General features: G+C 52.4%; 19 protein-coding genes. 11 read left to right on the forward strand and 8 right to left on the reverse strand.

What is annotated here, in order from left to right; genetic code table 11:
• Positions 1 to 84 precede the first annotated feature (84 nt).
• A complete protein-coding gene (locus F1593_RS17880) occupies positions 85 to 1629 on the reverse strand; it encodes a TIR domain-containing protein (protein ID WP_149402929.1) in 1545 nt (514 codons plus the stop codon).
• Positions 1630 to 2392: 763 nt separating this feature from the next.
• Between F1593_RS17880 and F1593_RS17885 the strand changes: the two genes are divergently transcribed.
• From F1593_RS17885 to F1593_RS17910, 6 genes are all read left to right on the forward strand, one after another.
• A complete protein-coding gene (locus tag F1593_RS17885; protein ID WP_149402930.1) occupies positions 2393 to 3085 on the forward strand; it encodes a hypothetical protein in 693 nt (230 codons plus the stop codon).
• Between the two features lie 38 nt (positions 3086 to 3123).
• Positions 3124 to 3966, forward strand: a complete 843-nt coding sequence (locus F1593_RS17890; RefSeq protein WP_149402931.1) for a protein phosphatase 2C domain-containing protein — start codon at positions 3124 to 3126, stop codon at positions 3964 to 3966.
• A gap of 24 nt (positions 3967 to 3990) precedes the next feature.
• Positions 3991 to 4917: a hypothetical protein gene (locus F1593_RS17895; RefSeq protein WP_149402932.1), complete on the forward strand. Its 927-nt coding sequence runs from the start codon at positions 3991 to 3993 to the stop codon at positions 4915 to 4917.
• Between the two features lie 470 nt (positions 4918 to 5387).
• Positions 5388 to 6236, forward strand: a complete 849-nt coding sequence (locus tag F1593_RS17900; RefSeq protein ID WP_149402933.1) for an alpha/beta fold hydrolase — start codon at positions 5388 to 5390, stop codon at positions 6234 to 6236.
• Positions 6237 to 6419: 183 nt separating this feature from the next.
• Complete coding sequence (locus F1593_RS17905; protein ID WP_149402934.1) at positions 6420 to 7397, forward strand: alpha/beta hydrolase; 978 nt, start codon at positions 6420 to 6422, stop codon at positions 7395 to 7397.
• 101 nt (positions 7398 to 7498) lie between these two features.
• On the forward strand, positions 7499 to 7774 hold the full coding sequence (locus F1593_RS17910) for a hypothetical protein (protein ID WP_149402935.1): 276 nt from the start codon (positions 7499 to 7501) through the stop codon (positions 7772 to 7774).
• A 707-nt stretch (positions 7775 to 8481) separates the two neighbouring features.
• Here the strand turns inward: F1593_RS17910 and F1593_RS17915 are convergent.
• Positions 8482 to 10776, reverse strand: coding sequence for an FUSC family protein (locus tag F1593_RS17915; RefSeq protein WP_149402936.1), 2295 nt, complete (start codon positions 10774 to 10776; stop codon positions 8482 to 8484).
• Positions 10777 to 11151: 375 nt separating this feature from the next.
• A complete protein-coding gene (locus F1593_RS17920; RefSeq protein ID WP_149402937.1) occupies positions 11152 to 11778 on the reverse strand; it encodes a LysE family translocator in 627 nt (208 codons plus the stop codon).
• A 535-nt stretch (positions 11779 to 12313) separates the two neighbouring features.
• Between F1593_RS17920 and F1593_RS17925 the strand changes: the two genes are divergently transcribed.
• Positions 12314 to 13399: a glycoside hydrolase family 16 protein gene (locus F1593_RS17925; RefSeq protein WP_216368906.1), complete on the forward strand. Its 1086-nt coding sequence runs from the start codon at positions 12314 to 12316 to the stop codon at positions 13397 to 13399.
• Positions 13400 to 13509: 110 nt separating this feature from the next.
• Here the strand turns inward: F1593_RS17925 and F1593_RS17930 are convergent, their stop codons facing one another.
• From F1593_RS17930 to F1593_RS17950, 5 genes are all read right to left on the reverse strand, one after another.
• A complete protein-coding gene (locus F1593_RS17930; RefSeq protein ID WP_149402938.1) occupies positions 13510 to 14643 on the reverse strand; it encodes a L,D-transpeptidase in 1134 nt (377 codons plus the stop codon).
• Positions 14644 to 15238: 595 nt separating this feature from the next.
• Entirely contained in the window at positions 15239 to 16042 is an 804-nt protein-coding gene (locus tag F1593_RS17935) for an inositol monophosphatase family protein (protein ID WP_172632217.1), read from the reverse strand.
• A gap of 144 nt (positions 16043 to 16186) precedes the next feature.
• Entirely contained in the window at positions 16187 to 17206 is a 1020-nt protein-coding gene (locus F1593_RS17940; RefSeq protein WP_149402940.1) for a DNA methyltransferase, read from the reverse strand.
• Positions 17207 to 17647: 441 nt separating this feature from the next.
• Positions 17648 to 19240, reverse strand: a complete 1593-nt coding sequence (locus F1593_RS17945) for an IS4 family transposase (RefSeq protein ID WP_149402941.1) — start codon at positions 19238 to 19240, stop codon at positions 17648 to 17650.
• Between the two features lie 194 nt (positions 19241 to 19434).
• On the reverse strand, positions 19435 to 20292 hold the full coding sequence (locus F1593_RS17950; RefSeq protein ID WP_149402942.1) for a helix-turn-helix transcriptional regulator: 858 nt from the start codon (positions 20290 to 20292) through the stop codon (positions 19435 to 19437).
• 145 nt (positions 20293 to 20437) lie between these two features.
• On the opposite strand from F1593_RS17950, the gene F1593_RS17955 reads away from it, so the two are divergent.
• From F1593_RS17955 to F1593_RS17970, 4 genes are all read left to right on the forward strand, one after another.
• Entirely contained in the window at positions 20438 to 21595 is a 1158-nt protein-coding gene (locus F1593_RS17955; RefSeq protein WP_149402943.1) for a quinone oxidoreductase family protein, read from the forward strand.
• A 552-nt stretch (positions 21596 to 22147) separates the two neighbouring features.
• The gene (locus tag F1593_RS17960; RefSeq protein ID WP_149402944.1) at positions 22148 to 22711 is read left to right on the forward strand and encodes a PadR family transcriptional regulator; all 564 of its coding nucleotides are present in this window, start codon (positions 22148 to 22150) and stop codon (positions 22709 to 22711) included.
• A gap of 17 nt (positions 22712 to 22728) precedes the next feature.
• Positions 22729 to 23451, forward strand: a complete 723-nt coding sequence (locus tag F1593_RS17965; RefSeq protein WP_149402945.1) for an alpha/beta fold hydrolase — start codon at positions 22729 to 22731, stop codon at positions 23449 to 23451.
• A gap of 516 nt (positions 23452 to 23967) precedes the next feature.
• Entirely contained in the window at positions 23968 to 25488 is a 1521-nt protein-coding gene (locus tag F1593_RS17970) for a transposase (protein ID WP_149402947.1), read from the forward strand.
• Positions 25489 to 26003 lie beyond the last annotated feature (515 nt).

The raw sequence follows: 26003 nt of genomic DNA on the forward strand, positions 1-26003 counted from the left end.
TTTACAAAGTACTGGTAGTATTACGAGACTTTAGTAGTATGGAAAGGATTCTTCCCAGGAACAACTATTCGATGATCAACAGCTTTAATTGGTCGGTTCTTCGGAACTCCATGCCCTGGCATACTTGAAGGAAACCTGCGTTGTAAAATCTTCGTTTGGCCCACTGGCGACAACCCCTATACTCCCAGGTGCCTGATTGTGGCTGTCTTGTAGAGAGGCAACATGCTGCAGGTTCACATAAAAGTCCAATGCCTGACCATTGGCATTGATACCAATAAGATTGGTCTGGTTGAGCCCTTGTTTAATGGCGGGACTAAAACCACCTGCTATCTGGTAATCCAAATTATTGTTGTCGTTGCGCTCAATGATGTAGTTCCCATTCACGGTAATTTCGAACTTGAAATACGTATGTTGTGCGATACTGGCACGAAAGGTGACTCCGCCCATCTGCCCTTGCGCTATCGTCATTTGTATCTGGTAGGTCAGATTCTTATAGCTGGTCTTCGTTGCCAGACAGCTACCAGGACCATTTGAAGTGAGCATGTAGGACTGGTTGGCAAAATGGCAGCTCATAGACTGCGCATTATTGAGGTTTTCCCAACTGTAATCATTGGCAGAGGAACTGCCATCGAGAACATCATTGACGACCAATTTATTAGATCTTCCATACGGATTTTGTTGCGATTGTGTTGCCGAAAGAATCTGCACATTCAGTTGATTGGTAAATGCAGAAGGGACGGCAGTCGGTGTTGCCTTTACCACCGTGCTGGTTGGATTTGCTGCTCTCCCCCAGATGAGAACTCCAATCGCAAAGAGTAAGGTGAGAACCTGGATAGCAGAGAAAATAATGATCCAGAGAGGCGCAATTTGATAGTTTTCTCGGAGTGGCACGGGCCGATCTATCTGCGCTTGCTTGTGTCTGCTAGCCAGCAATTTTCCTTTCCGCTCTGCAGGAGGTGTGGATTGTGTGATTTTCCCGGCAGGAGGTTGCGCTCGCGCTTGCGGCTCATTCCGATCGGGATATACCTGCTCATTATTGCTTTCATTAGTAAAGCCTGTAATGGAAGGCTCAACGGTTCTCGGAGTATACCTGGGCTCCAGAGATGTTGCGTGGTTGGTTGAGCCACCTGTGACTGTTGAGGCCGCTTCATTCAATGTTCTACGCATTTCACGTGAAGCGATGAAGGTCTCCTCTGGATCTTTCTCAAGTGTAAGCAAGTCAAGGTAGAGTAATAGCTTATCTCTCGCTCTCAAGTAATCCTGAGTGGCGTCAAATGTCCGAAGATTAGCGACAATACGAGGCTCTTTATCTGGTGAGGAGGATGCCACAACGATGCGTAATACTTCCTTTATACGCCCCTGCGAAACCAGGGTTAACGCAAGGTTAATGGTAGATTGTACCCGCGTTGATTGGATTGCTTCGGCATTCTGCACCAGGACGACGTATTGGCACTGGTGCAATTCTTTATAAAGGAATTGCATAAAGTTTTCGTCAGAAATGCTTTCACTGGCAGTTATAACCTCTGCTCTGGCAGTTTGTAGATCCAGGATAAATTGCGCGGCAAAATCTCGTTCATTCCGAGATGATTTTGCCGTCGCATAGCTAACGAAGATACGAGTTGATGCCATATGTTTCTCCTTAAGATAGGAATATTATAAAATATAATATAAATGCAAGAATGCAGCAATAGATGCAGCTTCGAACAGATAGGCGTGACGACTCCCCAAAAGACAATTTGTCTCTATAACCTCAATTATGGAGAGAAACTGAGGATTTGTCTACATAATCGCGACCAGTCCTGTATTGACTGGTATCTTTGGACCTGATGAGTACCTCTCTATAGGCTGAGGTGCAAACGACAAAGTGATACAAATCCATCATGAAAGGAAGTGTAGGTGCGTGCCTCGGCACCTACTCCAACAAATGAATGGAAAGAGGGAGCATGGGGAACGCCGATGCATCAGTAGGAGCCACCCTTCACGGGTGGAGGGGCATTGCCATTCCGCCCCAAAGCCCCACCTGAGCAGGCGGGAAGGAGAGCCAGTGCGAGAGGGTCGTGGCCCTCCACCCGTGAAGGGTGGTTCCTACTGATGGCTCCTCTCGCCTTCATTCCTCTTCATGAAATACGGTTCCTGCACCTGAGAATTGGCAAACCCTGATAATCTCTTGCCCGTCTGTATGATTACTGTTACAATACTGTTCAAAAAGTGCTAGAGCGTTTTTGGGACAGTAGTGTATAGCTTCCTTTGCCCGAAAAAAAACATACATTTTTTGCTCATTTTAGAAGTTCGATGAAGAGGAGTGCGTTGAGAAATTATGGAACAGTATCTACAACCAGCAACGAGGCTTACACCTGCTCTGGTGATATACCTCATAGATGCAAGTGCGTCTATGAATGACCCTTGTGAGCCCAGGTCAACGACGAGCAAAATCGATCTGGTCAATGCAACATTGCGCGAAGGGATCAAAGCGATGGTTTTACGTTCCATGCGAGATAATAAGGTGCAGCCACGCTATCATATTGCCATATTCGCCTATAGCACAACTGTTCTTGACATTCTGCAAGGCATTCGCACCCTCCCGGAGTTAATGCGTGTTGGTGGCCCACCCGAACTGGTAGCAGGCGGAGAAGATACAGATACGGCGGCTGGCTTTAGCACCGTAGAAGATCTTCTACACCAGCACCTGGAGACCTATCAGGGTAGCCCTGCTCCACTCGTTTGTCATCTTACGGACGCATTGCGCACCACCCAGGATCCAGCACCCATTGTGCAACGCATTCAGAAAATGCGCGTTGATGATGGCCCGATACTGGTAGAAAATGTGCTTATGACGACAAAACTGCTGCGTAAACCGGTGACGAACTGGCAACAATGGGAAGGTGTACATAGAGCAAAGGATATTGCTGATAATTATGCCAGGCTCTTATTCTCTCTATCGTCACCTTTACCTGAAACTTACCGCCAAAGCATCAATCGATCTGCTGGCTACCAGCTTCAGAAAGGTGCGGCCCTCTTCTTCCCCGGCACACAAACTGAACTGATGCGTTTAGCCATCGCCGCTTCCTCTGCAACGCAGCTATAAATTCGCTTCGCTATATTTTTGGAAGAGGAGTATCTACAGTGCAGCATGCCAACCATACGAATGATTTTTCAGTGATCGAAACCGCCCTCCGCACAGACACCTTCATACACACTACGTTTGAGTCTATGCTATCTATTCGTTGCCTTTCAACACGCTGCCTTGAATCTCAATTGGAAGGATCTCCCAATCAAGACTTCGTCAGGCTCGTAATTTCATGGCGTACAGCATCGCTCTACTTTTGCGTTTGCGATGGCGTAGGTAGTTCCTATCAGGGGCATTTTGCTGCACGCTATCTGGCCCGTCGCCTGGTCAAATGGTTACAGATATTACCGCACATCCCGCAAGATCCTCTGATTTTGCTTCCCTCGCTGCGTTCGAGCTTCTCTCTCTGGGCTGAGAGTGCACAGAGTACGCTTTCTCATTTGAGGCTCCCTGCCGAGCTATCTTCCTGGGAATGCGAGATCATCAATGAGCAGCGCGATCTCTATGGCAGCGGAACCGTGTTCCTCGCCGGTCGTATCGATTATGCCCCGACAACTGCGACGCCACAATATATGCCAGCGCTCTTTTGCTGGATGGGAAACGTGACGGGCTATTCCTTCAGCGGGCAGAATCAGTATCGGGAGCTAGGGGATCACGGCGAAGATACAAACCGCTGGTCGACAAAACAAGGCGGCCAGGGAAAGATTACAGTTCGCACCAGCACCCTGCATCGGCCTGATCCATTGATCATCCACACCGATGGACTTGACGCAATTGGACCAGACCTGATCTATCTGGACGATGAAGAGATAAAAGTACGCATACAGTCCTTATTACAACAGCCCAGAAACGATGATATGACATTGCTTAAATTATGCTGGAATGACCTGTTAGCATAACGAGATAAAGAAAAATCGAAAATCATGAATATATTTTGCCCGGATATGCAAACAAAACTTATCATCAAAAGAGATACCTATCGTTTCTTACCACACCCGGTACTCCCAGATGAAGTCAATAAAATTGTGCGTATGAATACAACGACATATCAGCTACAAAAAGAAGCCGATAAAACCCTCTGGGCTTTAAAAGTCCCAAATCCGGGGGCGGTTGATCCATCCATTGAGCAAAAGGTAGCCAGACAAAATTCCTTTGGACATCTTCCCGGTTTGTTGGCAGCGAAGCGCGTTTGTCTGCTGAAAACAGTATTTCCAGAATTGATTGCAACACATCCAGGCCTGGAATATGCCATTCTGATGCCCTGGCAGTCAGGCAGAACGTGGGCAGGCTTTATGGATGACGGAGATCTCTGCTCGCAGTATTCCATTGAGCAGGCAAAAGAATTAGCGCTCACAATGGCATATGTTTTATGGAGCCTGGAGACAAATGGCCTGGCTCACACAGATATTGCTGGAGATAATGTCATAATTTTGAACTATAAGCATGTCGAATTGATAGATCTTGAAGGCTTGTATATGCAAGGGATGCCACCAGTAGCACAACCGAGCAAGGGATGGTACGGATATCAACATCCACGCCTTGGCGTACAGGGGCAAAGCTATCATCTGGGGGACCGTTTTGCAGGTGCGATTTTGCTCGTGGAAATGCTGACCTGGTGGAATCCACTGATCCGTGCATTGACTGATGGCGAGTCTCTTTTTCAATTCAAACATCCAGGAGCACGCGAAGAGATGACACAGCGCTTAAGAGCAGTGCGTCAGACACTGCGAGGGATGTATCCAGGCCTGCATGAGCTCTTTGAACAGGCCTGGTATTCATCCAATCTGGCACATTGCCCAGATTTTCGCTCCTGGGTAATGTGTCTCCTTCAGTTACGCTGGGAGGGGTAAATCCAGGTCTACATCCTTTAGCGTGAAAGCGGAGCGCGATGGCAGGCATGCCCCCCGGCATGCCTGCCATCGCAAACTTCCCCTCCCTCAATCCCCCGGAAGGATAGAGAGCCTTATCTTTCTTCTTATTTACTTCGCGCAAGTTGCGTGTTATACTCATCGGGTACTGATCGTCGTCGTCTAGCACAGAACAGAAAGGAGGAATCCATGGATAACATAGTTCTATCATGTGAGGCAACCTTTCTTAACAGCATCTATCTGCCTCAATAACAGAACCCTGGCACTTCTTGGATAGATCCGCAGATAACCGCATATCTGCAAAGCATATATTCATAACAAATCGTTTGCCCGCTGGCTGTGCGTGTTTCACTCTCCAGATTTGCAGGTTCTTCTCGTCTTTCTTCTAAAAAAGAATAGATGCTCGTGTGTTCAATACAGATACATATCTGTACAATTTGCTGGAGATTTTTGTGAAAACAGAACAGAAAGAAACTGGCTTCCTCGGCCATGAGGGAGCACGCTTATACTATGAAACCGCAGGAACAGGCTATCCCCTCCTCTTGATCCATGCCGGTATCGCTGATAGCAGGATGTGGGATGAGCAAGTCGCTGTTTTTGCCGAACAGTATCGCGTCATCCGTTATGATTTGCGCGGCTATGGAGCGACAGAAGTGCCCGCAGGTCCTATCTCCAATCACGCGGATGCAGCCAATCTGCTCAGGCATCTTCACGTGGAAAAAGCGCATGTATTGGGCATTTCATTTGGTGGTCTGGTCGCGCTCGATTTTTCTCTCGCCTATCCAGAATTGGTTGCAAGCTTGATTCTCGTTGCGCCCAGTGTCAGCGGTCAGAAGCCTTCAGAGAGCGAGTTGCAATTCAGTGATGAGGAGAATGCCTATCTGGAGAAGGGCGATCTAGCAGGAGCGACCGAGCTTAATCTACGTATGTGGGTCGATGGTCCTCAGCGCACACCCGAACAGGTAGCGCCTGCAGTCAGGGAGCGCGTGCACCAGATGCAAATGCATGCGTTCAACATTCCTATGCCAGAGGAGGCCGAAGGGATCCCCCTCACACCACCAGCGATACTCAGGCTCAACGAGATACATGTCCCAACATTGCTCATGGTTGGAGACCTGGATATTCCCGCCAGGCTCGCCCTTGTGGATGAGCTTGCCTCCGCTATTTCAGGAGCACAACAGGTGCTGATATCAGGGGTTGCGCACATGGTCAGTATGGAAAAGCCAGAAGAATTCAATCGCCTCGTGCTGCACTTCCTGGGCCAGCTTGCAGGCAGTGATCTTACCAGGACAACAAATTAAGATTGAGTGTACAAGCAGGCGGACAGTGTATCTATAGTCCTACAGTTGTAGACAAGGTAATGCAATTTCTCCTTGTTTTTTGAAAGTAGTTTACCACATCACTTTTGAAAAACGGTGTACATATTCTTTTTCTGCTGGTACACTGTTCCCAGTTACAGAGCATTCGCTCTTTTGGAGGAACCTATGCATCATCAACTCGATCCACAGGCGAGGGCGCTGCTTCGCCAATGGGCAGCGGATGCGGCGAAGCAGCCACAGCCAGCTCATCCGCTCACCATACCTGAACAGATTGCGGCCAGTCGTCTCAGTTTTCACCGACTTGATCCTCTGGCAGGCGAGCCGGAGCCAGTCTTGCGTATTGTTCAACGGACGCTTCCTGGCCCTGGTGGCCCTCTCCCTGTTCGCATCTATCAGCCACGTGACACGACGGATTTGCCAGTCCTTGTCTATTTGCATGGAGGAGGCTGCACGATCGGTGATCTGAATACCATCGATCGCCCATTACGCCAGCTTTCTAACCGCTCTGGCTGGCTGATTGTCTCTGTGGACTATCGCCTTGCGCCTGAACATCCATTTCCTGCCGCCTGGGAAGATGCCTACGCCGTAACACAATGGGTGGCTACTCATGCCTCAGAAATCAATGCTGATGCCAGCCTCCTGGCCATTGGCGGCGATAGCGCTGGAGGCTTGCTCGCGACTGCTACCACCATCATGGCCAGAGATCGGAACGGGCCAGGCATTGCCTTGCAGATCCTGATCAATCCAAGTACCTCCGGATATGCGAACTTTGAGACTCGTTCCTGGCAGGAATACGATGGCGTGGTGCTCAATCAGGCGGAGGTGAAACGGGATTTGGACCTCACCTATGGCGATAAGGATCGGAGCCATCCCTGGATCTCTCCACTCAAAGCCAGGGATGTAGCTCACCTTCCCCCAGCACTGATCCTCACGGCTGAATGCGATCCGCTGCGTGACGAAGGGGAAGCATATGCCGACCGTCTCCAACAAGCCTGTGGGCGTGTCACCTTGACGAGATATCCGGGCGCGATCCATGGATTCTTTAGCTTTGCGGGGGTTCTCGATATTGGCAAAACCGCGATTGCTCAGGTGACACAGGCCCTGCAAGCTGTCGCAGAGCAGAAGCGTTTGCAGGGTATATAGGCAATCCCTGACGTGGTAGGCGTGGCGAACGTATCCATTCAGAGGGCGGGGCACGTATTCAGAGATAAGGACAACTTTTGCAAGAGGAGGATTTTCTGTTTATGGATACACGTCTTGTCGGCTTAGAACACGTTCCATCAGTGATGGAGGTAGCTGCGCGTGCCAACGATCTGATTGGCAAAGAGGTTCCCGGTAGCCCCGGCTATATTGTCATCAAAGTTATTCAATTTGAGTTGACCCAGCATGGCTCACGCTATGATGCCCTGCTACTGGTTGAGATCGATGAGCCGCAAGAACCTCTGAATCTCAAGGCCGCCGACGTCGAAGCAATCGTTGAAATCACCTCCGCCGTCGACGAACCCGAGCAGACCGCATAATCCAGTATTGCCCAATAATGGTGCCCCGGCATGCGACAGAGCCTCGGGGCGTGATGTAGGTGCGTGCCAAGGCCGCAGCCGAGGTGCGCTTTCCTCTTCCTCGTATGAGAATGCTCTCCCGGAGGCTCTCATCCCTTCATGCCAGCCCGTTGGGGCAGTGATGTAGGTGCGTGCCAAGGCCGCAGCCGAGGTGCGCTTTCCTCTTCCTCGTATGAGAATGCTCTCCCGGAGGCTCTCATCCCTTCATGCCAGCCCGTTGGGGCGTGATGTAGGTGCGTGCCAAGGCCGCAGCCGAGGTGCGCTTTCCTCTTCCTCGTATGAGAATGCTCTCCCGGAGGCTCTCATCCCTTCATGCCAGCCCGTTGGGGCGTGATGTAGGTGCGTGCCAAGGCCGCAGCCGAGGTGCGCTTTCCTCTTCCTCGTATGAGAATGCTCTCCCGGAGGCTCTCATCCCTTCATGCCAGCCCGTTGGGGCGTGATGTAGGTGCGTGCCAAGGCCGCAGCCGAGGTGCGCTTTCCTCTTCCTCGTATGAGAATGCTCTCCCGGAGGCTCTCATCCCTTCATGCCAGCCCGTTGGGGCGTGATTGTCATACGTGAACGGGAAAGCGCACCTCGGTTGCGACCTCGGCACGCACCTACACTTCTCCATCATGATTCTCGTTATTTGAGCTTGAGCGGTATTTCCCTTCACGGGTGGCTGCTACTATCAGGAGACTGGAAGTTGGGTCATGCCGATAACGTCGTTGGTGAGGCGGTCCAGTTGCGCTTCGACGAATGAGGCGGCATTGACCGCTTCCTGGCTGCTTGTATCAGGCTGCTGTTGCTGGCGCGTCGCAAAATCACTGTAGCACTGCTCCAGTAGTGTCTTCAGGACGGATTGGACGTGCGTCAAGCCTTGATCGAGCGTCTCTACTTCGCTGAGATGTCGTCCGGTGGAGACGGCGGCCTCCAGATCGCGTAAGATTTCTTCGGTCTGCTGGACAAAGGCGGTCAGGCCCGGTAGCGCCTGTTGCTGCCTGTCAAGGGTGCGAATATGCTGGGCCAGCGCGGTGATACGATCACTGAAGTGCTGGTTATAGGTCACCAGGGCATAGAAGCGCTCTACCGCTCCCTGTTTGTTTTTCGGCTCACTCAAGAGGCGCTGGAAGGATGCGCTCGTGTTGGCATTTTCCAGATGCGCGCACCTGCTCGCCTGATGAACTGCGTCCCACGCATGAGTCTCGCCTAGATAGACAGCCATCACACAATGGAAATATTCTCGATTGGCGGTGATGGTGCGGGCCAGTTGCGCGGGCATACGCTCCAGTTCCCACTGCGGCCAGAAGAGATAGCCGAAGAGGATCGCGATCAGCCCCCCAATACCTGTATTGGCGATACGGATCAGAGCAATTCCCCAGCCATCGTGGGCGCTAAAATCAAGCATCAGGACCACGAAGAGGGTCAGGAAGACGACGAAAATACCATAGTCACCAGAGAGATGGGCGAAGGTGAAAAAGGCAATCAGGAAGAGCAATGCGATCACAAGGATCTCATTATGGACGGTGGCGACCAGCAAGGTCGCGGCAAGCCCACCCAGCATCGTTCCCAGGACACGCTGACTGGCGCGCAGACGTGTGCCGCCATAATCCGGCTTGAGGATAAAGAGGATGGTCAGGGGTATCCAGTAGCCGTTGGGGATGCGCAAAGGGATATAGCAGGCGACCGCCAGCGTGGTCGCAACCGCCAGACGCAGCGCATGACGAAAGATCAAAGAGCGTGGCGTCAGATTATCCACCAGCAGGCTCAGGCGCTCATTGACGCGGCTCCGTAGCGTATGCAGCCAGGGCCATGAGCTACGTCCCTTTTGCACCTGAGAAGATTCAAAACTACGGCCTGTATACAGGCGCCGGGCGTAGCCAAAGGCCGTCTCCATCTCTGCTCGGACATGTTTGAGTAAGCGCAACACATTGCGCAAGCGAGCCAGCGCCGCATAATCCGGCAGCAGATGTGGTAAAGCCTCACGCAACTGCTCCTCTAGCGTATCCAGGCGCTGCAAATCCTCATGCCAGACCATCTCATGCAGGGCCGTACCGCGCTCGATTTGAGCAGCCAGCCGCTTCAGTATCAAAGCAATCTGCTGAACCGGGGCATTCAACAAGGCCGAGATTTCCTGCTTCTCAGTATGGCTATCGATAGTGCTCAGGGCAACCTCTGTACTCTCAGCCAGGGCAATCGCGGCATCAAACAGGCGGTCAGCGCTCAGGGTCAGCAGGAGGAACAGGCGACCCTGCGCACTGGATTCCTCACGCTTCGAGCGGAACATGAGCATGACTTCATGCGCGGTGTTCTGGGCGGCATGGACACCGGCCCGCTCGCTCTGTACCAGTTGATTCCACTGCACACCGCTCTTGCGCGGCCCCTGATCGGGACGACAGGAATGCCCGATAAACTCGCTCACCGCCTGATAATAGGCGGATAAAGCATCCTGTACCGGCTGAAGCGGCTGCCAGGGCCAGAGCCAGAGGGTCAACAACATCGCCCAGGCACCACCCAGCACAAAAGATCCCAATCGTTCACCGGCCAGCAGCAAAGACGCAGGCGATCCCATCACGATAATAAAGATGCCCACCACCACAAAACCAACCTTGGAGCCCACATTACCGAAAACGCCCAGCATCCCACAGCCAAAGGCACACAGCAACATCAGAGGCACCGCCAGCCAGACACTCCCACCGATCAACGTCGCCACAAAGGCCGCCAGCGAAATACCGAGCGTCGCAATGCCCATCGCAAAGGCGCGTGTGCGATACAGACCACCCACATCGGCCAATATCGCGTATAATCCGCCCATAAAAACCATCACGCCCAGGTCCGCACGTTTCAGAAAGGCACCCACAATAATCGGCAGTACCGTAATCAGAGTCATCCGAATGCCGCCGGTAATCGAAGCTTTATCAAGCTGAAAGGCAGTACGCATATAATAGCGCACACTGCTAGTTAAAGATCTTACAGCATCTTGCATAGAAATAATTATTCCTCAAGCGCAATAAAGTAAAATAAAGAAGATAGGTATATTCTCAGGCCATCCATTTATAAAAGGATAAGGAGTAGGGCACATCGCGACCGAATAGCGTAGTCGCGTACTGCCAGGAGAGGAACATTTTCAGCGCTGAAAGAAGATGCCATTCCTCGTAGCTGCGGTGCAAACATGGGGCTTCATCGGGTGTTGCCTGCCGCTGCGTTATTCCTGAATAGGAATATATCTATTATATCATATAGAGAGAGCATCTGTTAACAAGTGTCAAGGCCGATGTATTCGCGAGCCAGCCATAAATTCCTTTCCTTTTAAATAGGGTTCATAACACATCCATTGACAGCAGCCTGCCGCGCCACGATACTACAGGAGAAGGAAACTGAACAGGATAAAGAGACCAAAGAGCGCAATCACGGCGCCGGAAATGCGGTGAATCCAGAGCAGCCAGCGCGCCGTAAAACGTCCTCGCAACAGGCTGACCGCACCCGTCAGGATAAGCCACCAGCACGCCGAACCCGAAAAGACGCCACCGACCACCAGCAAAGCCGTCCACACATTGCTCTTACCACTACCAACGCCGAATCCGGCAAAAATAGCCGCAAACGAAAGGATCGTCAAAGGATTTGTCAGCGTCAGCAGCAACGTCGAGAGATAGGCTCCCACCAGATTAGCCGTCTTCACTGCGACGCTGGCCGCATGCTCAGCCGGACGAGCCAGCAGTGTTTTGCCACCCAGATAGAGCAAAAAGAGTCCACCAATAAGGCGAATCCAGGCTTGCTGATCAATGATCAATGTACCGATCATTGATAGGCCAAAGGCAGCGACCGAGCCATACAACGCATCAGCACAGGCCACGCCCAGGCCGGACAACAATCCATAGCGGAAGCCGCGCCGCAATGTTCGCTGGATACACAACACACTCATCGGACCCACCACCGCCGCCACTGACAGACCGATCAACAGACCGCGCAACCAGAAACTGACAGCCATACCATACAATCCTTCCTCTTAAAGCGCTCACATCGCGCCAGACATACAAAAAGCGCCAGATCCTCATCGGAAGATCTGACGCTCACAACAATACTGCAGGGATTTGTTCAGGGAGCAAAACACAGGCCAATAGAGCCAGATCTTACCGAAGATTGGCTTTGTTGTTGCTGCTGCTTGCGACCATACCTATCAATATCCCGATACACTAGTGACTCCCTGAATGACGTTATTCATTTTTTGCGAAAACAATTGTCACAATTATAACACATCCCTCACACCATCCTATGAACAATCGCGAAATGGATTTCAATTCCATCATTATTTTATATGCTGTGCAGGGTTGGCGTTCTTGATGATCAGATTGAGAAGGGCAGAGCCGACACAAGTCCTTTTTTCTTGTCAAATGAGGGTGATATCGAATATTCTTGATTAAGAAGCAGGTTGGTTTCTAAAAAAAGAAAAAGAATTCGGTTCTCAATTGGTGCCAGTTGCTCTGGCGCGTACAAAGGAGAAGCGTAAGGGGATAATTGCCGTAATGCAGCATTTGGGTTTTGGAAATTGGACGCGCCGCAAAATCTGGCGCATCTTTGTTGCATTGGTCACGATAGTAGCCTGCATTATTGCTTCTATTGTGACACCACGCTTGCTTTCTTTCAATGCAATGACCAGTGGTCCAGCGCCGACAGGCAATAGCGGGCTCACACAAAGAGCGATTATCAGTTCCACGTCCGTCAGCTCTAAATCCGTCAACGCCCTGCAAATCTCTCCACATCAACTCCCATCGGGGAATACCTCAAAGCCCGCGCAGACCGGAAAAAACCAGGCTGGCACTGCGGCACAGCCAACGGCAACCACCGGGGGCTCGACTGCCGGGACAGCGAGTGCTGGAAATACAGCAACAGCAGATCCATCCGGTCAGGCGATACCGAACGGGGATCTCGCGGGCTGGCGACAAATTTTTGCTGAGGACTTCAATACGAATGTTCCAGCGGGTAGCTTCCCTGGCAGTATCTATGGCAATGAATTCACGACTTATGCCGATGGCACCCCTGATACCGCCGGTCAGCAAGGCGCGCCCTCGCGCTATTATCCCTCGAAGGTTGCCAGCGTCAGCAATGGCCTGCTTGATCTCTATTTACACACTGAGAATGGCACGCCAATGGCTGCCGCGTTCCTCCCGAAGTTGCAAGGAAATCATCTGTACGGGAAATATACGATCCGTTTCCGTGCCGATAACCTCCCAGGCTTCAAAACGGCCTGGCTCCTGTGGCCTGACGACAATATCTGGCCCAGCCATGGCGAGATCGACTTTCCTGAGAATGGTCTTGACGGCACGATCAATGCCTTTATGCATCATCTCGGCGCGAGTAGCGGTAACGACCAGGATACCTATACAACGAGTGCCAACGACCAATCCTGGCACACCACCAGTATCGAATGGACCCCCAATAGCGTCAACTTCATTCTCGACGGACAATCCATTGGCACATCCACCACCCGCATACCCAATGGCCCGATGCACTGGGTCATCCAGACCGAATCCTGCCTGCCAACCTGTCCCGCCGCCTCCACCGCTGGCTATATCCAGATCGACTGGATCACCGCCTACACGCCCGCCTGAAAACCAATCTTCCTCTCTTCATGTTTCATATTGGTTGTAATGGACAAAAACGCACGATCATCTTGCCCCTATGCCTCTGCCAGTGTCCGCATCCCTGCTCCATTATACGGCTAATAGATGATGATGCCGGTGAAGAGTTGGACGTGGTCGTAGATCCATTTGGCGTCGTTGGTGGACATGTTGACGCAGCCGTGTGAACCCAGATCGGCGGCGGTATCTCCCGTGACGTCTTGATGGGGAAATTGGGTGTTGGGTCCATATTCGGCTCGCCACCAGCTATCGTGGACGTAGTAGCCGTTGCTGTGATATTGCATGCCGTAGTTGATGGGCGTGTCGGGATACCAGTAGCGCGATCCTTTAGGATCACTGGATTTGAAGACGATGTGCGTTTGACGGCTTTCGACCCACCAGCTTCCCGGCGGGGTCGGTTTATCAGGTTGCCCGGTGGTAACCTGGAAGGTTTTGGTGAGCTTGCCCTGGTTGTAGACGCGCATAGTTTGCTCGGCCAGGGATACCACCAGGACCTCGCGATCCATCTTATGATAGGTGGTGAGCAGTTGCAGGTCAGTCTGATGGACCTGATTAGAGGGCGTGGTGTCGCTGCTGTTGGCGACATAGGCTTTGAAGTTAGTCAGGTACATGTTGGTATTTTCGATGATTTGTTGATAGTCGGCCAGGGTTTTGGCGGCGGATAAATCATCGTTGATCCAGGTGCCAATGCCAGTCTGATTGTCGTATTCAAAGCCCATTTTATAGGTGATATTGTTATAGCTGTCGTGATGGGGATGCTTGTTTTCCCAGTCGGAGACCTGTTGCTGCAATTGCTGCTGTAACCTGCTCTCCTCGACTTTAGCGGCTGGCAGTTGGATAGCGGTTACGTGGGCACGCGTCTGGGCCAGGGCGCTCTGATAACTGCTGACGGTACGGGCCGTTTGCAGCGCATGCTGATCGCTGAGATATTGCTGCTGATAGGAATCCGTCTGTCCTTCATATGTTTTGATCTGCGTAATCCACTGCTGGAACGTCTGCAACTCCATACTGCCCTGACTTTTCAGGCTGTCGCTGATGGCCGGAGCGGCGCTGGTACTGCTCGCCTGCGGTTGTTGGGACGATGAGGTGGGAGCCGACGTTTGACCGGGTAACTGGCAAGCGCTCAGCAGCAGACAAAGTGTCAGACTACACAGCAGGCAGAGCATCCCGTCAGGCCGTTTCGCTGTTGTAAAGACACCTCGTAGATCATGCATGGAAGAACTCCTTTTTCGCTTCTAGAAAGTTATCAGCTTGTTGAGCAGTCCTGGCTCAAAGAGCGGTATGTGCTACTACTTGTCTCTTAGTATACGCCAGAGCGAGCAAATTCGCCATTATTAGTACTCTTTTTTGCCGCCTGCGGCGGCGACACAATCCTCCGTAGCGGGCACCCTTCACGGTGGAGCCCGGGCATGGGACAGAGAGTTGGGGAACGATGTAGGTGCGTGCCGAGGTCGCAACCGAGGTGCGCTTGCCTGTTCACGTATCTCCATCTCCCTCCAACGCTCTCTCTTCTCCCCTCGCACCTCGGTTGGGGTACCCATGTGCCTACGGGCGAGCGGATCGTACGATGATGAGGAAAGCGCACCTCGGTTGCGACCTCGGCACGCACCTACACTTCCTCCTTCATGCTTCTCGGGGGTTAAGCGCTATTGCCCATGAAGGGGGGCCGCTACTTTTGATGGTTATATGATCCAAGGGGGCGCTGCGCGCTCTCACACATTGGTTGGATCTGGTGTACAGCCCCTGCCTGGGTGTACAAAGCCCCGAGCTATCTATATACATATCAATCTATTCTCTTCTGACGGTCTTTTAGCCACCTTTTTGGATGCGTGCGATGATGTCCTGATGCAGCTTTTTGTTGCCAGCCAGGACCAGCGAGAAGCGATCATTCAGGTTCAGAATAGGGCGCAGGGGCTTGCCTTCATGATCGGTAACCAGTCCACCGGCTTCTAGCACGATGCTGGCAGAGGCGAGAAAGGACTCTCCGGTAATTTCATCCCCAATATCGATGTAGGCATCATAGGTGCCGCTGGCGACATAGACACTATCGATGGCGGAGCTGCCAGTACGGCGCACGATGCCCAGGCGTGGATTGCCGGTGAGCAGCGAGCGCAGGGTATCCCCGTTGTGTCCATCCAGATTCAGGCCCGCCACACAATCTTTGAGTGCCGTGGTCGTACTGACCTGACAGCGGCGTCCATTGCGGAACGCGCCGCCGCCCTTCTGGGCCTCATAGACAATGCCGGTGAACAGCTCACCGACAAGGGCCCACTGGACATGTTCTGGTGTCACGGGCGCGTCGATGGGCAGGACGGCCAGGGCAACCGCTGCCGTCATCACACCACGCTCAACATTTGTCGAGCCATCAATGGGGTCCACCACAATCCGATACAGGGGATGCTCAGAGGTAGCAAAGGTGGGGCGTTCTTCAGTGATAATTTCAAATCCCAGGCCACTTTCAACAAGACCCGAAATAATGAGATCCTCAGCATCGCGATCAAACTGCATCGTCGTATGCTTGGAGGAACGGGCATAGACCTGCTTACGATCATAGCGCTCGGCCTGGGTATAGGCTCGGACCTGACGAAATAGCTGTTCGAGTAATTCTAACATGTTGGTTTCGCCTATCTCTTGCGCGCAAGCGAATCTCCCGCGCAAGTTCTTTTTCATAGCCATTATGTGCGGTACATCTAAAGCGCTGCCCTCGTTGGCCCTCTGAGTGCCACATGACTGCACTTGCATCCATTGCAAGCGCTTTCACTCTATCATCTTAACGCTCTGGAGGGCAAAAACGTTGCGCCGATTTTGTCGCAGCAGTCGAGCCAGCGTGACAGAAATAGCGACCTCGCTCTGATCACAGGCTAGCCAGCGGCGTCCCAACTGCTCGGAGACGCCGGGGGTCACTCCACTCCCGCAGCAACAGTCCAGCACCAGATCATTTTCCTCCGACGAGGCCAAAATGATACGTTCCAGTAAGGCGGCGGGCTTCTGCGTCGCATAGCCGGTCCGTTCGGGATCTTTCTGGTGCAAATGACTGATGTCACTCCATACATCATCCAGTCCCATTGTCATATCTTCAGAATAGCGATACAGCTTCCCAGCCGAACGAATCGTCCAGCTAGTCTGCCCATTCTCATCCACCTCCTTGCGCATATGGTTCCGCTTCTCCTTGCCGCGCCGCAGGCCCACACGCTCACCATGAAAGGTATAGTCAGAGGATTTCGCGTAGAGTAGCAAGGTATCATGCTTACGCGCAAACGCCCGCTGCGTCCTCCCACCCGACTGATAATGCCAGATAATTTCATTCTTCAGACCCCCACCTCGTGCCGGAGACTGAAAAAGCTCATCCAACATCACCCGCGCATAGTGAGTCGCCCGCCAATCCAGATGGACATACAGGCAACCATCCGGGGCCAGCAAATGATAGAGATAGTAGAATGTCTCATACAGCCATTGTAAATAGCCATCCAGATCATTCTGCCAGATATCGCGATAGGCAATGCTGGTAGCGGACGCATCCTGTGCCCCGACGCGAAATGTCCGGCCCGTCATAAAAGGAGGATCTACATAGATCAACTGGACGCCGTCCGCAAACTCCGGGAGCAGGGCCCGCAGCACCTCAGAGCGATCCCCCAGAATCAAGCGATTGTGCCACTCCTGGGAAGAATGTGGTCGGGAAGAGCGCTCATCTGGTCGATACCATTCCCGTGTTTGCAACGGCAACGACGGCGCATGCAATAAAGGTCGTAATTTCCCCCGCCAAACCAATTCAGCCATACGTACCTATCAGACCCTCCAATCACAAACGCATGCATAGCTATCCTCTACAATATATAGATTTAATCGCCTCTATACTAGCAAAAAATAGCATAGAATACGCCATAGTATCATGCACAACAGAATACACTAAATGCTGTGTTCACTCTATCATATCTGTAGAAAAATAGCTACCTGCTTACGTATAACAGCAATGCATTTCAAAGCTCACAAGCAGGACAGAACACCAGGCCCAACCTATGCCTCGACCCAACGTAGCGGCCCCCGTTCTACGGGGGAATTACACGACCATCTCGCACCCCGTAACCGACCTGCATCTCCAGCGCTCTCTGGTAGAAGCATGTTGTCAACCCACCTACTCCAACAAATGAATGGAAAGAGGGAGCATGGGGAACGCCGATGCATCCGTAGGAGCCACCCTTCACGGGTAATACTTCTGACTTAAGCCATCGCCGAGTGTTTGGGGATGGCTTCTCTCGCCGGTTTTCCTGACGGCTTTTCCTTGTCGAGTTCTGCTTGCTCTCGAATCACGGTTTCCACAAAGGACAGATACGTCTCCTCTTTTTCAAATGCTCTGGGTGCCTTTCGCTCTCGCTTCTTGGGTTTGTATTTGCTATGCACTCGTTTGACCTCCCGATAATTCATGCGCATCTTCTCCTGCCGTACGCCCTCCTGGCTGATGTGAAAAACCATGCGTGTGTGAAGGTGTTCTTGGTTCTCTGGCGCATAGATCATGCTTCGTCTCACCCCTCGGCGCACCTGCTCAATGGCATTGCTGCAACTGATCCGACGAGGATCCTCCTGGATCAAGCTGGCTGCTTCCTTCATCCATCCTCGCACGGCATAGTGGGTGAGAAAGAGGGCATACAGCTCTTGCTTGACCCCATCGGGCTTGCGCGAGCGTACCACTCTCTTTTGTTCCTGCAGGGTCACTTTTTGTTCGCGAATCATGAGCTCAATGCCCCAACGTTGCCGATAGAGCGCAATCAATTCCTGCATGGGATAGAGCGTTTCATCAAGCAGACTGGTGACCAGCCGGAAGATTTCTCCTGGTTTTCCACAACGCGCATCGCTGACCTGGTACTCAATCACGCGCAACGTTTGAGGCTCGCTGGCGCGATAGTGCGATGAACTTGAGGGGGACACCGTGGTAAGATAACTGCCATCCGAGCACCGCTTTTCGATCGTCAGGAGCTGGTTTTTTTTGATGCGGAAGAGGATATCGGCTCCCAGCTGGCTCACACGCTCGGCGACAAAGAGACTGAAGATCCCTCGATCCCCCAGCAGCAGCATACCAGGGCGAAGAGAGGGGAGAAGATCCACCACGCCATGCATCTCGGAGCGATGGAAGTTCCCCAGAGAGACATTCATGATCGCTCGACTTCCCACTTCCATCAGCAGCACCGCACGCGCCTGAGGATAGGCTCCCTGACCATACTGGTTGCGAGCCCGGCCAAAGGCACGCGCGTTTTCCGGGGTATCGGGCGCATCAAAGAAGGTGCCATCCACCGCCATGACGCGCAGATGATGATAAAAAGCGCCCGGTGTCTGCTGATCGCAAAGGGGCTGACAACAGCGTTCAATGAGCTGGCGAAACGGTTCGGATCCCAGGCGTTCGCGTTGCCGACTCAAAGCGGCACTGCAAAGACGGGTGTCAGGCAGGCGTGGATGCAACTCGGTCAATTCCGAACTGATTTCTTGCCAGACCTGCTCTTGAGAGCGCCGTCGCCACAAGGAACAACTGAGCTGAAAGAGCATCATCGCTTCTGGCGTACAGCCCCGCACGCGTGTTTTTTTGGCGGGGGTGTTGAGCGCTTTCTGCTGCTGGCAGGCCGTCAAGATCTCCGAGACAATCAAGCGAGGGTAAAAGGTTTCAAAAAAACTAGAGCGGCAAGCCTGATCTGAAGCTGATGGTAAATTAACTGAAGGGTGGGCCGATTTTGCACGGAAAGGTGGGAATTTGACGTGAAGGATGGGAATCAGCGTTTCATCTCCAGGCCATGCCGCTTCTAATGCGGCTTCTTCTATTGGCATTTTGTAAATTGGGCCAGTGTTCAGTGCCTGGTAAGCTGTAAATTTTGAGATGAAACTGGTGGAACTTTGGCAATTGTTCTGTGGATGAGTTGCTTCCTCTATCCTCGTTTCAGCGGTCTTCTTGTTGTTGTGAAGGCCGCTGATCAACAGAAAATGAGCAAAATTTCACCAGTTTCATCTCAAAATTTACATCCTTAGTGTGTCACTTCTCCTGCAGCTTCTTCCTGTTTATATAGCTGTTCGAGTTTCTTGGCAGTTTCCTCGTTTACTGGAAGATAGACCACCATTTTCAACCCTGGAGAACCATCGATCTGAAAAGTACTATGGTCGAGTGCAAGCAAACCTGCTTGCGGATGAAGAAGTTCCTTCTGTCCATCTTGTCTCCCTTGCACCTCATGACGCGGCCACCAGCACGCAAATTCTGGACTGCAATGCTGCAGATCCGTAATCAGTGCACCCAACTGTTCATCATCGCGATATTGGCTGCTACTCGCTCGGAACTGTGCCAGAATCCGTTGCGCCATTGCTTCCCAATCCACGAAACGGTGACGAAATTCCTCATGGGTGAAGATTAAACGCACAATATTGCGCTCTTCTATTGGCAGGGCTGCAAAGTTTGTGATAACCTGGCACGCCGCACGATTCCAGGCCAGGATATCCCATCTCCGGCCCATAATATAGGCTGGGCTGCTTCCCTGGTGCTCAAGAAACTTCTGCAAGAAAGGACTGGCATGTTCCTGCTGAGGCGCAGGATGCTGAGGTGGTACTTGACCTGCTAGAAGAAACAGATGTGCTTTCTCCTCCGCAGAAAGCCGTAAGGTTCGTGCCAGACTATCGAGGACCTGGACGGAGACATTGATCTCTCTCCCCTGTTCCAGCCAAGTATACCAGGTGACCCCGACACCGGCAAGTTGTGCCACTTCTTCTCGTCTCAATCCCACCGTCTTGCGGCGTGCTGTGCGTGGCAATCCCACATCTGTTGGTGACAGCCTGGCCCTGCGCGTGCGTAAGAAGGTTGCCAGTTCTCCACGTTGCTCGTTGTTATTTGTCATGCTGCGCTCCTTTCCCTGGTGGTGCCAATACCAGTATTAGCACGCTCTGGTATAGCCTCAGAACCTGTGGCATGCTACTACCAGAATTAGCATGCTCGCATAAGAGCAGCAATGTCAAGTTGCAAATACAGAAAGGACATAGTATATGAAAGCCGCAATTCTCAAAACCATCGGTCAACCTCTTACCATTGAAGATATTCCTGAACCAGTGCCGGGTGCAGGCGAAGTACTTGTTCGTGTGCTAGCTGCTCCAGTCCTGGCCTATGCACAGGAAGTCTTTACTGGGCAAAGACACTATCCCTTATTGCTTCCGCTCGCTCCCGGCTGTGGAGCTGTCGGTATTGTAGAAAAAACGGGTCCCGACGCTACTCGACTTAAACCTGGTCAGCTCGTCTTCTGCGATCCCACCGTGCGGTCACGTGATGATGCTCTTTCCCCAGATATCATGCTGCAAGGATGGGTCGCTCCTGGCGAGGGACCACAGAAACTCCAGGCACACTTCAGGAATAGTTCGTTTGCTGAAAAAATGCTCTTACCCCTTGAGAATGCCTTCTCTCTTGAACATGTGCGTTCCATTGATCCCGCCAAACTTGTCTGGCTGAATACGCTGCTAGTCTCCTACGGTGGGTTCTTAGCTGCGGGCCTCCAGCCTGGACAGGTTATTATGGTCAATGGAGCAACCGGTCACTTCGGTAGTGCCGCTGTCGCCGTTGCTTTGGCTATGGGCGCGGCTCGCGTCGTTGCATCTGGGCGCAATGAGCAAGCTCTTAACACGCTCGTACACCAATTCGGTTCACGTGTCCGTCCTGTGCTACTTTCTGCAGATGAAGCGACTGGTAGTAATCGCTTTAGAGAAGCTACTGAAGGTTCTTCCATCACGTATTCGGCCTATTCTTTATCTGAAGATGAAGCGATGAACCGCAAACGCTTTATGGAAGCGGCTGAAGGTCCAATCGATTGCCTGCTGGATATCCTGGGACCCATCCACGATTCCGCACCAACCCGCCGTGCCATTATGACTGTGCGCCCCGGAGGAACAGCCGTCTTGATGGGAGGTGTGCAAGCCGATCTGGATATACCTTATAACTACGTGATGCGCAACAACCTGGTGATTCGCGGCCAATGGATGTGTCCAAGGCATGCGCCCTCGCTGCTAGTTGAGTTGATTAACAGTGGCCTGCTCAACCTTGAACCATTCTCCGTCTCCACATTTTCGCTTGAGCAGGTAAATCAAGCAGTCCAATATGCCCACGACCATGGAGGCGCTTTCCAACTCACGGTGCTTAAACCATCCAGCATTTAAAAGGCTTGTGCGTCACTAAAGGCAGATCTCTCATTGGTGTTTGGTAACCTAAGCGAAGGGGGCACCCCCTTCGCTTAGGTTACCAAACACCATGCACTGACACTGGCCCAATTTACAAAATGCCAATAGAAGAAGCCGCATTAGAAGCGGCATGGCCTGGAGGTGAAACGCTGATTCCCATCCTTCACGTCAAATTCCCACCTTTCCGTGCAAAGTCGGTCCACCCTTCAGTTAATTTACCAGCTGATAGATGGTAGAAGGGTGTATATGTCAGAATGAAATGGACGATTGTGAGATGAATTATTCCCTCTTTGATGCCATAAAAATCGTAAAAGCACTAGCAGCATGCATTTCACGGTGATAGGAGAGTTCTGCCTTTCCCATACGAACAAGAAAAGCGTTGAAAGAGCTCTCAACCCTCCATTTGTATGAGCATACCGTCGAGCCTCACACGCTCATCGGCCTCCACGAAACTCTTGACTTTTTTCTCTTTTCATATTAAAGTCTTGTATATACAAGACTTATACATTGAGAAGGGGAATGCGAACAAGCATGAAGAGATCGGAGAACAAGAGCCGTTATGCCATCCTGGGTATGCTGACGATTGCACCCATGTCAGGATATGATCTCAAAAAATTCACCGAGAAAAGCATGAACTACTTCTGGAACGAAAACTATGCCTGGATCTACCCGACGCTGAAACAGTTGGAGCAGGAAGGGCTGGTCGTCAGCTCTCAGGAGAAACAAGAGGGGCGGCCAGATCGACATCTCTACACGTTGACTGAGCAGGGAAGGGCGGAGTTGCGCCGCTGGCTCAACGAACCGACAGTGTTTCACGAGACTCCACGCAATGAACATCTGCTCAAGATGTTCTTCGCAGATCAGGTGCCTCTCTCCATCACGATAGAACAGATGAGGTTCTGGCGCGAGGCGCTCCAAAACATGCTCACGTCCCTTGAGGATCTCGATCGGCAAGCATCTGTTGTCGCATTGGAACAGAAAGTGCCCCAAGGGCGTCCATATCGGCTCCTCGCTCTCAGCTATGGCTTACATATGGGACGAGCACAACTCGTGTGGTGTGAGGAAACCATTGCAAAGCTTGAAGGACTTCCCTAGAAAAGAGGAAAAGAACGATGAATACCTATGTCTTAATTCACGGTGCCTGGCTTGGTGGGTGGTGCTGGTCGAAGCTGACGCCACTGCTCAAGCAAGCGGGCCATCGCATTGTCACTTTTGATCTCCCTGCCCACGGCGAGGATTCGTCTCCCGTCTCGTCTGCTTCGCTTCAAAGCTATACTGACCAGGTGGCGCAGATGCTTGAGCAGCAGCCCGAGCCAGTGATCATTGTCGCCCACAGTATGGGAGGCGTCGTGGCATCACAGGTAGCGGAGCGGCATCCGGAGCGCATTCAGACCCTCGTCTACTTGAGTGCCTATCTACTTCGTGAGAGCGAGTCCCTCTCTCAGATCGCAGGATCAGATCGTGAGGCCAAGCTTGGCACCTACTTCGTCGTCAATGAGCCTCAAGGGACGCTCGGCATTCGAGAGGAGGGGTTGAAGGAGGCATTGTTCGCCGATTGCCCAGATGAGGACGTGTCTCGTGCAAAGATCAAGTACCGTGATGAGCCGTTGGCACCGCTTGTCACTCCCGTAAGCGTGAGCACGCAACGGTTTGGACGAGTACCGCGCGTGTACATCCAGACGCTGCAAGACCGGGTGGTATCTCCTGCAGCACAGAAGCAGATGTACACAGCGACGCCATGCCAGCGGGTCTTCTCGCTTGAGACGGGACATCTCCCCTTCTTTGCCGCGCCAGACAAACTGGCCGCCCATCTCCTCTCGCTGAGTCAAGAGTGAGGAAGGTTTGCCTCAATTGGTTGTTCATACAAGAAACGGTCATGGTCTCTACGACGTGCAGAGTGAGCACAAGCCAGGAAACACACGTTGCCATTCCGCTCGCGTTTCCCCTGTGAGATGCGCCATGTGATCTTGCCCCAATTGAGGAGAGGGGTAGCATGTTGAGGTTAATCCATCAATTGTTCGCACATGAAGGGACACATATATTGTAAAGCGGAATGTGCTCTGGAAGCATCATAGACAAGACAGAGACTCCTTCTCACGCTTTCGCATGGCATCAACGCTCTGGTGCCATGTTTTTTCTCGCTCCGAGACAAGAGAAGTATGACACGAAAAACAATCCAGTGACGAGTCCAGGACATGCGTGAACAAGATACTACAAAGTTGTCTTGGCTGTGACTTCTGACATGATCCAGTAGGAGGTTCTCCGTGGCAAGAAAGCAAAGCCGTCCACCTCCAGTTCGATGTGTGACACTCTCCCCGCTTCAAATCACCTGTCAGAAGTGTGGTAGTCGAATGCGTATGGGCCATCACAGCCACCGGACGGTGACGACCTTACAGGGGGTCACGCGTCTCACGCTCAAAGTGTACCGGTGCCGAAACACAGCCTGCCCGCGCTTCCACCGGCCAACGCGACCAGAGGAAGAAGGTGGATGGGCACTGCCCCACGGAGAATTTGGCTTGGATGTGGTTGCCCTGGTCGGGACATTGCGTTATCAACAGCAACGCAGTATTCCGCAGATCCACCAGGAGTTGCTTGACAGAGGTCTCGTGGTGGCCCAACGAACCGTCACCGATCAACTCTATCGGTATGAAGAACTGCTAGCGCTCCATCTGGCGGACGGAAAGCGGTTGCGTGAGCGGCTCAAAGGCCAGAAGCAGGTGATCTTAGCCCTTGATGGATTGCAGCCGGATGTGGGGCACGAGGTATTGTGGGTGCTGCGCGACTGCTGTTCGGGAGAAGTATTGGTGGCGCGGAGCTTGCTCGGAGCGACAGAAAAGGATTTAGTGCCGCTCTTGGAAGAGGTTGCCAATCTGTGTCGAATATTGGAGATCCCGATCAAAGGAGTGATTACTGATGGGCAACGTTCCATCCGCAACGCGGTGGCGAGCGCACTGCCAGACATTCCCCACCAGCTTTGCCATTTTCACTACTTGCGTGAGGCCGCCAAACCCATCGCCGATGCTGACCGCCATGCCAAGAAGGAACTCAAAAAACACGTGCGTGGGGTGCGTCCGATCGAGCGGTCATTAGAGAGACGAACGGATGAGGAGGCTGAGGCGGTACGCGGCTATTGTCTGGCGGTCAGGAGCGCACTCACGGATGATGGACAACCACCGCTCGATGCCGATGGGTTGAAGCTCAAAAAACGCCTTCAAGATATTTCTGGCTCCATCGTTCGCATTGAACAAAAAAGGAAGCTTCCTGACGAGCTTAGCCGTCTTCAACGGCTCATGCAAGCAGGATTGACAGCGACAGAAAACCTCTGGCCAGCCATCGAGCAAGCGTATGCGTGGGTGCATCAAGCAGCTCACCTGCTGGCTAATGCCAACCAGCACGATGTGGACACGCTGAAGCAGGAATATCAACAGCTCTTGTCCACCATGACTCAACAGCAAGATCGACTTGGAGCCCTGGCTCCTGCGGTCACGCACTTCCAGAAAGTCACGGCCAGCTATTGGGATGGTTTGTTTGCGTGCTATCAGGTGAACGATTTGCCTTGCACCAACAATGACCTGGAACAGTTCTTTGGCACTGCCCGGCATGCCGAGCGGCGCGCCACCGGACGGAAACGGGCGTCACCGACCCTGATCGTTCGTGGCTCAGTACGCGTTGTTGCTGCAGGAGCCAGCCGCATCTTGTCCATTTCGGCTGCGGACCTCCGCCCTTCCAATATCACCGCCTGGCAGGCGCTTCGCCAGGCTCTTGACTATCGTCACGAGGGTCGTCGTCGCCAACTCCGCTTTCGCCGTGATCCACAGACCTATCTTGCCTCGTTGGAAGAGTGCCTTTGCCGATCAGGTTTGCCGTCGTAGAAAAAAAGTGAGATTCATGTGTTCACAGACCTTGTCATTTTCGTGCAACTGACGTAAGCTAAGCATCAAGAACGTCCTTTCTTCACATGGAGTTTTTTTTAGTATGTCAGAAAGGACATTCTTGATGCTTTTTTCTCCCCATTCCCCCCCCTTTTTTCTTAAGTCAGAAGTATTACCCGTGAAGGGTGGCTTCTACGGATCCTGGCGTGCTTGCAAACGTTTTTTGGGTGCACTACCACCCCGCTTCATGAAGAGGAATGAAGGCGAGAGGAGCCATCCGTAGGAGCCACCCTTCACGGGTGGAGGGCCACGACGCTCTCGCACTGGCTCTGATCTTCCCGCCTGCACTGGTGGGGCTTTGGGGCGGAATGGCAATGCCCCTCCACCCGTGAGAACTTATCCGAAAACCTACAAGGAGGAAACGCGATCACATTGTTGAAAGCAAATGAGCGCACAAGCCAAGCACAACAAGGTCTGATAGGAACGCGGGCGCTTCTCCCAGCGGATCAGCAGAC

This window comes from Dictyobacter arantiisoli (genome assembly GCF_008326305.1).
In the GTDB taxonomy this organism is placed as follows: Bacteria; Chloroflexota; Ktedonobacteria; order Ktedonobacterales; family Ktedonobacteraceae; genus Dictyobacter; species Dictyobacter arantiisoli.